The 14,747-nt window shown below is 59.5% G+C and carries 12 protein-coding genes; 8 read left to right on the plus strand and 4 right to left on the minus strand.

Annotation, left to right across the window (positions count from 1 at the left end):
• Positions 1–6: 6 nt before the first annotated feature.
• Positions 7–1,881, plus strand: a complete 1,875-nt coding sequence (uvrC, locus tag HY36_RS08455; protein WP_035551081.1) for an excinuclease ABC subunit UvrC — start codon at positions 7–9, stop codon at positions 1,879–1,881.
• Here uvrC and HY36_RS08460 read toward each other — a convergent pair.
• Entirely contained in the window at positions 1,878–2,489 is a 612-nt protein-coding gene (locus tag HY36_RS08460) for a TetR/AcrR family transcriptional regulator (RefSeq protein WP_035551084.1), read from the minus strand. The genes uvrC and HY36_RS08460 overlap by 4 nt on opposite strands.
• Positions 2,490–2,600: 111 nt before the next feature.
• Here HY36_RS08460 and HY36_RS08465 point away from each other — a divergent pair, with 111 nt between their 5' ends.
• Positions 2,601–3,923, plus strand: coding sequence for an oxygenase MpaB family protein (locus HY36_RS08465; RefSeq protein ID WP_035551086.1), 1,323 nt, complete (start codon positions 2,601–2,603; stop codon positions 3,921–3,923).
• Between the two features lie 212 nt (positions 3,924–4,135).
• Positions 4,136–4,498, plus strand: a complete 363-nt coding sequence (locus tag HY36_RS08470; protein WP_206741168.1) for a MerC domain-containing protein — start codon at positions 4,136–4,138, stop codon at positions 4,496–4,498.
• A gap of 22 nt (positions 4,499–4,520) precedes the next feature.
• Here HY36_RS08470 and HY36_RS08475 read toward each other — a convergent pair whose 3' ends face one another.
• Complete coding sequence (locus HY36_RS08475) at positions 4,521–6,014, minus strand: M20 family peptidase (protein WP_035551092.1); 1,494 nt, start codon at positions 6,012–6,014, stop codon at positions 4,521–4,523.
• Between the two features lie 121 nt (positions 6,015–6,135).
• Here HY36_RS08475 and HY36_RS08480 point away from each other — a divergent pair, with 121 nt between their 5' ends.
• A complete protein-coding gene (locus tag HY36_RS08480) occupies positions 6,136–7,506 on the plus strand; it encodes an MFS transporter (RefSeq protein ID WP_081806108.1) in 1,371 nt (456 codons plus the stop codon).
• On the opposite strand, the gene HY36_RS08485 is transcribed toward HY36_RS08480, so the two are convergent.
• Positions 7,503–8,114, minus strand: a complete 612-nt coding sequence (locus HY36_RS08485; RefSeq protein WP_035551097.1) for a DUF924 family protein — start codon at positions 8,112–8,114, stop codon at positions 7,503–7,505. The two genes, HY36_RS08480 and HY36_RS08485, sit on opposite strands and share 4 nt — an antisense overlap.
• A complete protein-coding gene (gene ubiG / locus HY36_RS08490; RefSeq protein WP_051602640.1) occupies positions 8,111–8,887 on the minus strand; it encodes a bifunctional 2-polyprenyl-6-hydroxyphenol methylase/3-demethylubiquinol 3-O-methyltransferase UbiG in 777 nt (258 codons plus the stop codon). The genes HY36_RS08485 and ubiG overlap by 4 nt, the downstream gene beginning before the upstream one ends.
• 94 nt (positions 8,888–8,981) lie before the next feature.
• Here ubiG and HY36_RS08495 point away from each other — a divergent pair, with 94 nt between their 5' ends.
• From HY36_RS08495 to ispG, 4 genes are all read left to right on the plus strand, one after another.
• The gene (locus HY36_RS08495) at positions 8,982–10,229 is read left to right on the plus strand and encodes an aspartate kinase (RefSeq protein WP_035551099.1); all 1,248 of its coding nucleotides are present in this window, start codon (positions 8,982–8,984) and stop codon (positions 10,227–10,229) included.
• A gap of 26 nt (positions 10,230–10,255) precedes the next feature.
• A complete protein-coding gene (ptsP, locus tag HY36_RS08500; protein ID WP_035551102.1) occupies positions 10,256–12,523 on the plus strand; it encodes a phosphoenolpyruvate--protein phosphotransferase in 2,268 nt (755 codons plus the stop codon).
• A gap of 92 nt (positions 12,524–12,615) precedes the next feature.
• Positions 12,616–13,536 carry a helix-turn-helix domain-containing protein gene (locus HY36_RS08505; protein ID WP_162175970.1) on the plus strand — a complete coding sequence of 307 codons (921 nt, stop codon included), beginning with the start codon at positions 12,616–12,618 and terminating at the stop codon, positions 13,534–13,536.
• Positions 13,537–13,601: 65 nt separating this feature from the next.
• Complete coding sequence (gene ispG / locus HY36_RS08510; protein ID WP_035551105.1) at positions 13,602–14,738, plus strand: flavodoxin-dependent (E)-4-hydroxy-3-methylbut-2-enyl-diphosphate synthase; 1,137 nt, start codon at positions 13,602–13,604, stop codon at positions 14,736–14,738.
• Positions 14,739–14,747: the final 9 nt, after the last annotated feature.

The following is a 14,747-nucleotide window of genomic DNA, read 5'->3' on the forward strand; positions in this document are numbered from 1 at the left end:
TGAGTTATGGACCCGACTGATTCCGGCGCGACGTCCCTGCGGGGCATCGATGTCATCAAAGACAATCTGAAAAGGCTGCCGAGCAAGCCCGGCGTGTATCGCATGTTCGGCGAGCATGATGACGTGCTCTATGTCGGCAAAGCTCGAGACCTGAAGGCACGTGTGTCGAACTATGCGCGGCTGGGCGGTCATACGCAGCGAATTGCGCGCATGATCTCCATGACCAAGCGGATGGAATTCGTCGTCACAGAGACCGAGACTGAGGCGCTGCTGCTCGAGGCCAGTCTGATCAAAAGCCTGAAGCCCCGCTTCAACGTTTTGCTGCGCGACGACAAATCCTTCCCCTACATTCTCATCCGTCGCGATCATGAAGCCCCGCAGATAAAGAAGTATCGTGGTTCGAAGATGGATCAGGGGGACTATTTCGGTCCGTTCGCCAGCGCGGGATCCGTGATGCGCACGCTCGATACGCTGCAAAAGGCGTTCCTTCTGCGCACCTGTGAGGACAGCGTCTACAGTGTCCGCACCCGACCCTGCATGCTGCACCAAATCAAGCGTTGCGCTGCGCCCTGCGTCGATTTGATTTCGACCGAGGATTATCAGGCGCTGGCCGATCAGGCGGCAGATTTCCTGCGCGGGAAGGGGGCAGACCTTCAGAAGCGCCTTGCGGCAGACATGGAAGCAGCTGCGGAGGAAATGGAATTTGAACGCGCGGCGCGATTGCGAGACCGGATTCGCGCGCTGGCCCATGTGCGCGCCAGCCAGGATGTGAATCCGGAAGATATTGAAGAGGCAGATGTATTCGCCATCGAGATGGATGGCGGCGTATCTTGCGTGCAGGTCTTCTTCATTCGCGCCGGGCAGAACTGGGGCGCGACGGCGCATTATCCGCGTCACGAACGGGAACAGACACCAGAGGAAGTGCTGTCAGCCTTTCTTGTGCAATTCTACGACAAGCGCCCACCGCCGAAACTGATTCTTGTCAACAAATTGCCGAATCAAGCCGAGTTGATTGGGGAAGCGCTTGAGCTGAAGGCCGGGCGCAAGGTTGAGGTGCGCCGACCGGAGCGCGGTGGCAAGAAAGACCTTGTGGCTCAGGCTTCGCGCAACGCGGGAGAAGCCCTGTCGCGCAAATTGGCCGAAACGGCGAGCCAGGCGCGCCTGCTGGCGGAAGTGGCGAAAGTGTTCGAGTTGGACGCCTCGCCGGACCGGATCGAGATTTACGACAACTCCCACATCCAGGGCTCAAACGCCGTAGGCGGAATGGTTGTTGCCGGACCGGAAGGCTTCATGAAGAACGCCTATCGCAAGTTCAATATCAAGGACACGGCCATCGAACCTGGCGATGACTATGGCATGATGCGCGAAGTGATGCGGCGTCGTTTCTCTCGCGCCCTGAAGGAACGCGAAGAGGGCAATGGTGCAAACTGGCCGGACCTGGTTTTGATTGATGGCGGTTTGGGACAGCTGAACGCCGTGATCGAAGCGCTAGCCGAAATTGGTGTGACCCCGGAGGACGTGAACCTCGTTTCCATCGCCAAGGGTGTGGACCGAAATGCCGGTCGGGAGCAGTTTTTCCGGCCGGGCCGCGCGCCTTTCAAACTGCCGGAAACAGCTCCGGTGCTCTACTATCTCCAGCGCCTGCGCGATGAGGCTCACCGCTGGGCCATCGGTGCGCACCGGGCAAAGCGGTCCGCCGCGATCAAATCCTCCCCGCTGGACGAGATTGAGGGCGTCGGCCCAGCGCGCAAGAAAGCCCTGCTGCACCATTTCGGGTCGGCCAAGGGAGTCTCGCGGGCTAAAGTGGCCGATCTGATGGCCGTAGAAGGTGTCAGCGAGGCGCTGGCAGAACGCATCTGGGGCCACTTCAACAGCGGCTAGGATTTCGCGGGAGCGAAGCGCGACGTCAGGTTTTCGATGTAGCTTTCCAGCAAATGGACCAGTTCATCTTCCAGAACTTCAGGATTGAGGTCCAGCTCCGGCTCGGCAGCCGCGGCGCGCAAGAGCTGCACAACCGTGTGGGTCAGGATGAAGGCCGCTTCGCGCCCGTGTGGGAAGTCGAAGCTCAATTGTCCGCTGACAGAGTCCAGAAAGGCGAAGTGCTGACGGCTCATCACATCGCTGCCGCCTGAGCGGAAGAGGGCATCCGACAAAATCAACCGCGTCTGGTGTGACCCGGTCGGTCCGTTCATGAGGGCCCGAATGATCGCCCGGACGGCAGATGTTTCCGGGTTTTCGAGCACGAGTTCGGTGATCTTCTTGCGCACATTATCGCTTTGGCGCTGACTGAGCGCAAAGAGGATGGCCTCGCGATCAGAAAAATACTGATACAGCGTGCCGATGCTGACGCCCGCACGCTCAGCGATGCGATTTGTGGTTAATTTCGTGAGACCGCTCTCTTCCAAAAGCTGAAACGTTGCTTCGAGAATTGCTTCAACAGTGGCCTGCGCACGCGCTTGCCTTGGTTTTCTTCTAGACTTTTCAGTCACTTATAGTCCTCAATCCGAAATCTGACCCATCGTTTGCGATGCGAGTGGAAAATATGAGGATTGCTTACATTATGTATCTGGAACTGCAAGTAATACGACAGGAACAGTCTGATGCACCCATCGCTCGCCCAGGTTCAGGAGCGGATTGCCTGCCAGAAAACCGCTCTGCCGGTGATGTATGGTGACGTGGATTTTTCCGCAACTCCGGAACGCTATACAGAGCAGGTCGAAGACAGTTCCCTGCCAAAATCACTGCGCCACCTGCCGCCACCGCCCGCCGACATGAAGGAGCGTGTGAAGGCGTACACGATGCTGGGGGACATTACAGCGGATGCCTACGCGTCGCTGATGGGAGAATACGGGTTTAAGCGTCTGGTCGACATGCTGACGACGGCGTGTGACCACGGCATCGACGCTGTGCCGGATGCGCCGAAGGAACTGGTCGCGCTGATCGAGGAAATGGAAACCCGGCCGGACTGGCTGGACATGGACCTTGTGCGGGAAGGGGCGCGACTGAACCGCCTGCCGATGGCAGTGACATCGCCCTGGATGATCCGGGGAGCGTTTCTGGCAACTTTCCTCAACAAGTATACCGCCCTGCCAATGGCGATGACCGGCACCCTGGGTCATTCCACGGCCTCCCGCCGTGTGAACGAAACCGCGACCTTCTTCACTGTGACGACCTTGCCGGGCGCGCTGGAGCCGCGCGGTGAAGGGTTCAAGGCCGCCGCCATGGTGCGCCTGATGCATTCCATGGTCCGGTTCAATATTCTGCGCCGCATGAAAAGCTGGGATAAATCCGTTTACGGCATTCCGGTGCCGCAAGTGGACCAGATGCCAGCCGGACTGATCGACGTGTTCCTTCTGGCTTATCAGATGCTGGATGAAGGACGGACCGAGTTTACCGCAGAAGAGCGCGCGCGGGTCGAGTTCAGCCGCTATCGTTGTTACCTGCTAGGCTTGCCGGAAGACCTGTTGATGGACACACCGCAAGGCATCGTCGACATCATGAATGCGCGGGGCGCATCAATCCGCGAAGGCTTTGACGACAAGACGTGTGGAACTTTGGTGCGCGCGACGCTGGACGCATATTTGCCGCCGGATCAGAAAGTGGGGCATCGCATCTTCAATGCCCTGGAAAAGCGGCTCGCCCGGCTTGTCCTGGTGAAGCATTTCCTGAACGGGGACAGTGATCGCGCCCGGGAGATTGGCGTGCCCGTTGGCGCAAGTGAATATGCTGTCGCGGCGGTACTGTTTCCCTATATTGCGACCAAGATGGCGCTCTACCGGTTTGCGCTGTCCGTGCCCGGATTGCGCAAAATGGCCGATCGTCGCCTGACTGCGCGCATTCGCCGCCTGCTGAAACGCTACGGCCATGCCGAGTTCACATCGAATGCTGAAGCTTACCGTCCTGCAGTACCCGCGACTGCATGACGGTGGGAGGGGAGTTTGATGCCTCCCGCGGGTTTGCCTGGGGGCGGGGGGCATCAAACGTTTTCCACGAGAGACCAACTCCACAGACCTGAATGATCGCCCGCATCCGCGCGGCGAGGGTTCGCTTTCATGTTCATCGGCTGATTTGGTGGGTTGAACCTGCGCTGAGGAATCCCTAAAAGATACACTATAACATTTTGGGGTGTTCTCAGGTGAAAATTCAGAAAACAGATACGATGGCGGTTGGTCTTTCAGGCCTGTGCCTGGTGCATTGTCTGGCCTTGCCAGTGCTTGGCTCGGTCATGCCATTGATGACAACGGTGGCGGAGGCCGAATGGGTGCACAAGGCGTTGGTCATGATTGCGCTGCCGATTGCGCTTCTGGCATTCACGCAGACCCGCCGCCCCACGACTCGTCTGGTCTTCGGCGCCTTGGCCACATTTGGGGGCGCGTTGCTGGTTGCGGGCGCCTTTGTAGAGTCCCTGCACGATTACGAAACGCATCTCACCGTCATAGGCGCGTGCTGCCTTGCTGGCGCGCACCTGTTTCGCTGGAACAGGCACCAGCAACACTAGGTTTCTTCTGTGGGCGTGTGGATCAGTCGCCCTCATCCATGGCGACGATGATCTGCGCATAACCTTCCGACAATCGTTTCATGTTGTCGACGGCAAGGCGCTCATTCGTGCCGTGGAATCCGTTCAGATCTGTCGGGTTGAGAACGGAAGGTGCAAACCGGTAGACGCTATTGGTGATCGCGCTGGCATAGCGCGCATCCGTGGCGCCAAGAACAAGACCCGGCGCGACTGGCGCTCCGTTTCCAGCCGCTTCTGCCACACTGGCCAGAACGGCGTACGCCTTGTTGTCCGTTGGTGAGACGGGCGAGGCTTCACTGCCACTGATCCCGCCATCAGAGACGGTGACTTCGATCCCCTTGATGTCGGATGTTACATCCTTCACGTGCTGGATGACATCTTCCACAGTGTTGTTCGGATGGACCCGGAAGTTTACTGTCGCCATGGCGCGTTGGGCCAGCACGTTTTCCTTGGCGGACCCAACAAGCATGGTCGGTGCGGTGGTCGTGCGGATCATGGCGTTGCCGGCAGGAATGCCCGCCATTGCAGATTCGACCGAACCTCCGAACAGCCACAGATTGGCGAAGGCCATTTTCTGCGTGAATGGCAGGTCAGGTGCAGATACTCGGAACAGGTCTGAGACCGGAGGTTTCGAGAAGTCGGCAGGCATCTGGTTCTCGTCCAGTGCCACAATCGCACGGGCCAGGCGGACAGCTGCGGAATCGCGCGGAGGCGTTGAAGAATGCCCACCTTCGGCAAGTGCAGTCAGGGTCAGCGTCAGGTACCCCTTCTCAGAGATGCCGATGAAGGCCATCGGCTTGCCAGTCAGGGGAGAGGGGTCGACGATTGCGAAGCCTTCATCCAGCGCCATGACCGGCGTGACGCCGCGAGATTTCAGAAGGGCGATACCTGCTTCTGCGCCACTTCCCGAGATTTCTTCATCGTGTCCAAACATGAAATAGACGGTGCGCTTTGGCTGGAAACCATCGGCGGCCAGCGCGTCTGCGGCTTCCATCAGGGCGACGAGGCTGCCCTTGTCGTCAAGCGCGCCACGCCCGTAGACGTAACCGTCCACGATCTCCCCCGCAAACGGCGCGCCGGTCCAGTCGTCTTCCGTGCCAATGTTCACGGGCACAACATCCTGGTGCGCCATCAGCAATAGGGGGTCGAGCGAGCTGTCCGTGCCTTGCCAAGTGTAGAGCAGTGTCAGTGTACCGGGCACGAGTTCCTTGCTCATGGCGCTGTGCGCGGCGGGATAAGTTGTCTCCAGCCAGGCGTGCAGGTCCAGCCACGGACCTTTCTGTCCGGGGCGTGGGTCACCCGCGGCGACTGTGATGGTGCGGAACTGGATTGCTTCGCTCAGATGCGTTGCCGCGCTGTCTGCCGACACCGTTGGCACTGTAGGAAGGTCAACACGTTCGCCCGACGCCGCGCCGCCATAGGTAAAGGTGCGGAACACGACGATTGCAACAAGAATCACGACCAGCGCGACAAGGCCCAACAGGATTTTCTTCAGCATCGGGTTTGCTTCCTCCAAACGTATCTTTCTTCCCGTGTCAGGCCCGACCGCCGCGACGTCAAGCTTTGTGCAAATAAAAAAATGACTTGGCCGTCACGTTTTTCGCGGGCAGGCTGAGCCCATGACTGACGCACGTGGCCCGCGCCTGTCCTTACCGAGAGTGCTTGCTTTCTCCTCGCTCAGCATACCGCTGGCAGGGGTGGGATTGCCCTTGGCCGTCTATCTCGCGCCGCTCTATGCGAACGAGGTGGGGCTAGGGCTGGAGCTGACAGGATTCCTGTTCATGGTGCTCCGCTTCTGGGACATCACGACCGATCCGATCATGGGCTTTGTGGTGGACCGCTATCGCAGCCCGTGGGGACGCGTGCGCCACTGGATCGTGCTCAGCGTTCCACTACTGGGGATCGCGACCTACTTCATTTACATGCCGGAACGGGGGGCAGGGCCGGCCTACTTCGTGGTGTGGATGATCCTGTTCTATGTCGGGTTTACCCTCTTGCAGACGGCGCGATCAGCCTGGGTTCCGGCCATTGCAACAGACTATGACGACCGTTCGCGCTTCTTTACCTGGGCGGAGGTGATCAGCATCGTCTCCATGCTGGCCCTGCTGGCCGTCCCTGCAATCCTGGCGGTGTCGGGTTTTGAAGTCGACCGGTTCGGACAAGTGGCCGTGATGGGGTGGGCCTTGCTCATCTCGTTGCCGATTGTCGCCTTCCTGTCGTGCACATTCGTTCCCGACAATCCGATGCGGGGCGACCGGGGCGAAGCCATGAAGTTTGACCTCAAGGCCATGATCGCGGCCCTGAGAAACAAGTTTCTCGGTGTCGTCCTCTCGATGGAATTGCTGGTGGGAACGGCTGTGGCCATCACCGCATCAAACTATCTGTTCGTTGCGGAATACGTGTTCGGCCTGTCGGATTCCATGGCCAGCGTCATCCTCATGATCTTCTTCTCGACGGCGGTCGCGGCGCTTCCGCTATGGCTGAAATTCTCGGCGATGACGGAGAAGCACACAGCCTTCCTCTGCGCCGTCATCATGGGGATGGCCAGTTACATCATTTACTATATTGCCGGTCGTTCAGGGGGCGGTTTCGGCGCGTTGCTTGTCGGTGCGCTCGTCAATGGTGCGGCTTTCAGCGCCCCTGTCGTGATCGCGCGCTCCATGGCGGCGGATGTGGTGGAGTATCAGGCTGCGCGTTCCGGGGAGAACCGGGCCGGCATTTATTATTCCCTGCTGACCAGTGCCTACAAGATCGGCAGCAGCCTTGCGTTCGGCATCGGATATTTCGTTCTCGGCCGGGTCGCCGGGTTCAAGCCGGGAACAGTCAATTCACCAGACGCCTTGCATGGCCTGTTGCTGGTTTTCTGTGTCTTGCCATTCATCCTGTACGGGCTCGCAGCACTGGTCGCATCGCGCTACACGCTGACCCGAGCCATGCAGCAGGACATCAGCAAAAGCCTCGACCCGCGCGGGCCTGAGATGCTGGACTAGAACCCGCCGCCTTTGGCCAGCCATTCGGCCTCTTCAGGTGTCGTCTCCCGGCCGAGCGCAGCATTGCGGTGCGGGAAGCGCCCGAATTTCTCAATCACTTTCAAATGCTGGATAGCGTAGTCGTATGTGTTCTCAGCAAAGCTGCGATAGTCAGGCCGGGCATCTTCGGCCAGTTTCTTGAATACAGCGACGCTTTGCTTCTGGTCCTCCAGAACCTCCGAATGCTCCAGCGGCAGATAGAAAAATACGCGTTCAGTCTCGCAGAGCTTTTCGTCCTCCTTCAGTGCTAGCCCGTCCTTGCACAGACGAAGCGCCAGCGAATCCTGATGAAACGCTCGTGCGTCGTTCCGGAAAAGGTTGCGGCTGAACTGATCAAGCACGATGATGGCGGCAAGGCGTCCACGCGGGCCTTCGGCAGCCCAGTCATCCGCGAAGGGCAGGTGAGAGGCGTCCTCTAGCAGGTGCAGGAACTTATCCCGGATTTCGGCATCCGTTGCGTCAGATTTTCCGAACCAGAGCTTGTGCTTTTCTTCAAGTCCGTCGACGGAGTTTGGCGTGTTCCCCAACCAATAGTCCAGTACGTCTGCGGGCGTCGGGATCTTCGTCATTCTGCTGGCCTCCGGGCAACGATCATATAGTTCACCTTCGTGTCGCCAGAGAGTTTCCAGCTGTCGCCTAGCGGATTGTACGACACGCCAATCGGATCCTCTGTTATCAGTCCGGACGCGGTGAGTCCGGCATCGGCTTCTTCGGGCGTCACGAATTTCGACCAGTCATGCGTGCCGCGCGGCAACCAGCCAAGCACATATTCTGCACCAATCACTGCCGTGGCGAGCGCCTTCGCCGTGCGGTTCAACGTGGCAACAATCATCAGGCCGCCTGGCTTTACCAGCCCGCCGGTATCTTTCAGGAATTGGTGCGGGTCTGCGACATGCTCGACCACTTCCAGATTGAGAACAATGTCGAACTTCGGCTCGCCTGCTTCGATCAGCCCTTCGGCGGTGCCGGCTCGATAGTCGATTTGCAGCCCCTGTTCCTGTGCATGGGTCAAGGCGGTCTTGATGTTCGCTTCAGAGGCGTCGACGCCGGTGACGGACGCACCAAGCCGGGTCATCGGCTCGCACACCAGTCCGCCGCCGCAACCAATATCCAGCAAGCGCAGGTCTTCCAGTGGGCGTTTTGCGTTGGGCGAGATGTTGAAATGCTGTTCCGCAGTCTCGCGGATGAAGCGAAGTCGAACGGGGTTGAACTTGTGGAGCGGTCGGAACTTGCCACGCGGATTCCACCAGTCTGCTGCCATTGCTGAGAACTTGGCGACTTCGTCCGGATCAATGCTCGGCGTGGCGGGGGCGTCGTTCACCCTGTCTTTTGCTACTGTCATAGTTCAAGAAACCTGTTTGATCCGGCGGGGAACACCCCCTATGGAGAGCGAATATAGTGGGATATCCCAAGAAGACGACAGGTTATGGGGCGAAATGGCGCGCACGGTTCTGAAATTTGGTGGCACATCGGTCGCAGACCTCGACCGCATCGCGAATGTCGCAGACATTGTGGCAGATCGCGCGGCAAAGGGCGAGCACATGGCTGTCGTCGTGTCTGCCATGTCGGGCGAAACGAACAAGCTGGTCGGCTATGCCGAGGGCGCGGCGGGGGATAATCTGCCACGCGAGCAATTCGACGATGAATACGATGTCGTGGTTGCTTCAGGTGAACAGGTTACTGCGGGTCTTCTGGCTTTGGCCCTGCGCCGTCGAGGCCTGAAAGCGCGCAGCTGGCTTGGATGGCAATTGCGCCTGAAAACCAATAAGAGCCACGGCCGCGCGCGGATCATGGGCTTTGACGATTCCATGCTGCCGGATGCGGTGGATGCGGGGGAAATCGCCGTTATTGCCGGTTTCCAGGGGGTAACCGATGATGAACGTGTCGCCACGCTCGGCCGGGGCGGTTCCGATACCAGCGCCGTGGCTGTGGCTGCTGCGCTGAATGCGACCGTTTGCGACATCTATACGGATGTCGACGGTGTTTATACGACCGATCCGCGGATCGTGCCCAAGGCGCAACGGATCGAGAAAATCTCGTTTGAGGAGATGCTGGAACTCGCATCCCTCGGTGCCAAGGTTCTGCAGACGCGTTCTGTAGAAATGGCGATGAATCACAATGTGCCTGTCCGGGTGCTGTCCAGCTTTTTGAAGCCTGGTGAGCCCAATCCCGGAACCATTGTCTGCTCAGAGGAAGAAATCGTGGAAAAACAGGTTGTTAGCGGCGTTGCCTATTCACGGGATGAAGCCAAGGTCACGCTCTACGGAGTTCCGGACAAACCAGGTATCTCCGCCAAGATCTTCTCTGCCCTTGCACGGGCTGGCGTGAACGTGGACATGATCGTCCAGGCGCAGGCACGTGGACCTGAGCAGGCCAACATGGTGTTCACCTGTACCGATCGGGACAGCCCGATTGCGCGGGATACGCTGGAAGGCATGCACGAAGAAATCGGGTATGAGCGCCTCGAAGTCGTGCGCGATGTTTCCAAAATCTCCATCGTGGGCGTGGGAATGCGCAGCCATACCGGCGTTGCAGAGACCATGTTCAAGGCATTGTACGAAAAAGGCATCAACATCGATGTTATTTCCACGTCCGAGATCAAAATCTCTGTATTGATCGGGGATGCCTACACTGAGCTTGCCGTTCGGGCACTTCATACCGCATTCGGCCTTGACGCTGCCTGACAGAGGCTGCGACAAACAGGCTGACCATGCCTTATAATCTGCCCGCGACGCGACTGCTGATGAACCGGCTCCGCCAGGTCATGGCGGAGGAAGGCGAAACACGTTCGCGGCTCGACAAGGTTGTAAGGCTGATTGCCTCCACAATGGTTGCAGATGTCTGCTCCATCTATTTGCGGTTGCAGGATGGCGGCCTGCTGCTGATCGCTACTGAAGGTCTGAAAGCTGACGCGGTCGCCGCAACGCGCCTCACCGCGAATGAAGGGCTTGTCGGTCTTGTTGCGCGTCGCGCTGAGCCGATGGCCATTCAGGACGCGCCGCGTCATCCATCCTTTTCCTACCGACCAGAGACCGGAGAAGACCCGTTCCACGCCTTTCTTGGCGTGCCGATCCTGCGTGGTGGCCGCGTCATTGGCGTGCTGACCGTCCAGAACCGCACCGAGCGGGCCTATGATGATGAAGAAGTCGACAATTTGCAGACCATTGCAATGGTGCTCGCAGAGATCGTCGATCGCATCAATCCGGACGCCCTGAACAATGGCGGCACGGATGAGAAGCGAGAGCGCAACACTGCGTCACTGGAAGGGCGTGTGTTCTGCGAAGGGCTCGGCTATGGCCGCGCCGTTTTGCATGATCCGGTCGTGCCCGCCGCAAAATTCTTCGCAGCGGATCAGGTGACGGAAAGCCATCGCCTGTCGGAAGGTATGGCGGAACTCAAGGCCTCGATTGATCGCATGATGTCGCTCGACGGCGCCGCACTTGGCGAAGACCCGCGCGATGTGATGGAGACGTATCGGCTGCTAGCGCATGACCCGTCATGGGCCGAGAAGCTGCAGGAAGGCGTGAAGTCCGGCCTCTCGGCAGAGGCTTCGGTAGATCGTGCCCGCCGCGAACACCGCGCCCGCCTGCAAAGTGCGCGTGACCCCTACCTGCGAGAGCGCCTTCACGATCTCGAAGATCTCGACAACCGGTTGCTGCGCATCCTTGGCGGGGAAGAGGGCAAGCCGCAAATCAGCGAAGAACGTAGCGTTCTCGTCGCCCGGCGTCTGGGGCCTGCCGAGTTGCTGGAATACTCCAACACGGGCCTGCGGGCGATTCTTATGGAAGAGGCGGCGGCGTCCTCTCATGCCGCAATCGTGGCGCGCGCGCTTGGTATCCCCACGCTCGGCGGCATCAAGGGGCTGACAACGCGGATTGATCAGGGGGACTGGGTGATCGTGGATGCCGAAGAAGGCACGCTGCACATTCGCCCGGATGACTCTCTGTACGATGCGTACAAGGGTCGAGTCTCCCTCCGCTCGGAACGTCAGGCGGCCTATGCTGCCTTGAAGGATCTGCCCGCGCGCACGAAGGACGGGACCGATGTGTCCCTGATGCTGAATGCAGGCCTGGAGCTGGATCTCGACATGATGAAACAGGCAGGCGCCGATGGGGTCGGCCTGTTCCGGACTGAGTTCCAGTTTCTTGTGTCTGAGTCCCTGCCGCGGGTAAACGACCAGATCGAGCTCTACAAGACGGTGCTCGACAAGGCTGAAGGCAAACCGGTCGTCTTCCGCACTGTGGATCTCGGCGGCGACAAGGTGCTGCCCGCGCTGAATCTGCAGCGGGAGGAAAACCCGGCCCTCGGATGGCGCTCCATCCGGTTCGCGCTCGACCATAAGGGCCTGTTCCGCCGTCAGTTGCGGGCACTCGTTCGCGCGGCAGGGGATCGCCCGCTGACCGTCATGTTCCCGATGGTGACCGTGGTTTCCGAATTCGAGGAAGCGCGGGATCTGTTGATGAAGGAAGTGGAATGGTCTGCGCAGCGCACGGGCCGCACCCCGGCTAAAGTAGAAGTTGGTGTGATGCTTGAGACGCCGGCGCTTGCCTATGGGCTGAAGGAACTGGCCGGAAAGGCATCGTTCCTTTCGGTCGGGACGAACGATTTGATGCAGTTCTTCTTCGCCGCAGATCGGATGACGCCGCATGTGTCGGAACGCTACGATCTGGTGTCACCCAGCGGCCTGCGTTTCCTGAAAGAGGTATCGGATTCCTGCAAGACGCACGGCATCCGCATGTCGGCCTGTGGCGAGGCGACCGGAACGCCGTTGTCAGCGCTCTGCTTCGTCGCGCTCGGATTCACTGCATTGTCGATGTCGGCAGGATCTATTGGACCGGTCAAGCAAATGATAAGGTCCTTGGATCTGCAGGCGTTCCAGCCGGACTTTCTGGCTGCGCTGGATGCGCCCGAGCAGGATTTCCGTAACCAAGTGTTAGCCTTGGCAGCCGATCATGGGATCGAGCTTTCTGATGGTTAATACGCTCTGGCCCATATAATCACCACATTCATGGACCAGATATTGCGGTGCAGGGAGGGGACCCCCTCGCTGTATCGATAAGCTGGATGAATATGGCACACGACGATTTGACCCGCGAAGATCTTGTTGAAACCGGCCCGGAAACGGCTGCGCCGAGCGCTGATGGCGTGAGCGCGCATGAGCGGGCAATGGAGATCTTCAAGGCGCGCGAGTTTGAAGGCGAGGCCCTGCGCATGGGTCAGGTCCTGCGCCGCGTGCGTGAGACGCTGGGCCTTGAGATTGCGGACGTGTCTCGCGATACGTTGATGCGCAAGGACTATCTGATGTGGATCGAGCGTATGGAAGTCGGTGAACTTCCAGGCGGCGGTTATCTGACCGCGATCCTCAACACCTATGCCAAATATCTGAAGCTTCCCGAAAAAGAAGTCATTCGCGTTTACAGTCAGGAATGCGGCGCGGTGCAGGAAGTGCAGAATGATGCTCCAGTTCCGAAGATTGGCGAGATTGGCCCGGAGAAGTCGAGATGGCCGCTCGCTGTCGCTGCGGCGGCACTTCTGGTCGTATTGGGGGCGGGCGCGATTGGCGTTTCGCAACTGGTTCGCCCAAATGTGGAGCTTGAGCCCCAGGCTGGCGTCGTCGCCGTGAATGGCGCGCGCGACAGCCTGTTTGCAGATGTTGAAACGTCCAAACGCCCGGCACCGAAGGATTTGCCCCTGGAGCTGGTCGCCGTGAAGCAGGGCTGGCTGGAAGTGCGCGGCGCGGATGGCACGATCTTCCGCAGCCGTGTGATGGCTGAGGGTGAGAGCTATTTCCCGCGCCTCAATGCAGGCTGGACGGTTTCCGCGCGTGATGGCAGCGCGTTTGAATGGCGCGTTGGCGATGTAACGGTCGGTCCCCTCGGACCAGAAGCAACTCCGGTCTTTTCCGCCAGTATTGATGAACAGATCAGCCGCGCAGCAGATGCGGCGGCCCCGGCGATGGCTGCCAATGGCGGCAACAAGGCGTCGCGCTAGGCTTGCCATGCGTCGCCGGACCGGCCATGTGATGCACGACAGTCACCGGACAGGACTTCGCGCCCATGTCTCATAATGCCATTCGTCCCTGGCGCAGCATCGAGCGCCGCAAATCGCGTCAGATCCGCGTAGGCAATGTATTGGTTGGCGGAGACGCGCCAATCGCGGTTCAGACCATGACAAATACGCCGACAGAAGATGCGGCGGCAACGATCGCGCAGATCGAGCGTGCCGCTGAGGCAGGCGCGGACATTGTGCGCGTTTCCTGCCCAACGGAGGAATCAACGGCGGCGATGCCGGAGATTTGCCGGGCAAGCCCGGTGCCGATCGTGGCGGACATTCACTTCCACTATAAGCGCGGTATTGAAGCAGCTGACGCTGGTGCGGCCTGCTTGCGGATCAATCCCGGCAATATCGGGTCTCCTGCGCGAGTGAAGGAAGTGGTTGCCGCGGCGCGGGCCAATGGCTGTTCCATTCGGATCGGCGTGAATGGCGGATCTCTGGAGCGTCACCTGCTGGAAAAATATGGTGAGCCTTGTCCGGATGCGATGGTCGAAAGCGCTCTGGACCATGCTCGCATTCTCGATGATCTCGGCTTCCACGAATACAAGATTTCGGTGAAGGCCTCAGACATGTTCCTGACGGTCGCGGCGTATCACCAGCTGGCCGAGGCGACGGACGCGCCGTTGCATCTCGGCATCACGGAGGCTGGCGGCCTGCGGACGGGAACAGTGAAATCTTCCATCGGTATGGGGACATTGTTGTGGTCCGGCATCGGTGACACGATCCGCGTCTCGCTCTCTGCTGATCCGGTGGAAGAGGTGAAGGTCGGCTTCGAAATGCTGAAGTCACTGGGCCTGCGTACCCGCGGCGTGAACATCATCGCCTGCCCAAGCTGCGCGCGTCAGGGGTTCGACGTGATCAAGACAGTTGAAACACTGGAACAGCGCCTAGCCCATATTTCAGAGCCCATCTCGCTCTCCATTATCGGCTGTGTCGTGAACGGCCCCGGTGAAGCCGCCATGACCGATCTCGGCTTTACCGGCGGTGGCAAGGAAAGCGGAAAGATGTTCGTGTCCGGTCGACCGGACCATAATGTGTCGAATGCCGACATGGTCGAGCATATCGTCGAGCTGGTCGAGAAGAAGGCCGAACGCCTGAAAGCCCAGCGGGAGGCTGCTGAGACCGTCGCGGCGGAATAGGCACCGTCT

Origin of the sequence: Hyphomonas atlantica corrig., assembly GCF_000682715.1 — a bacterium.
Lineage (GTDB): Bacteria > Pseudomonadota > Alphaproteobacteria > Caulobacterales > Hyphomonadaceae > Hyphomonas > Hyphomonas atlantica.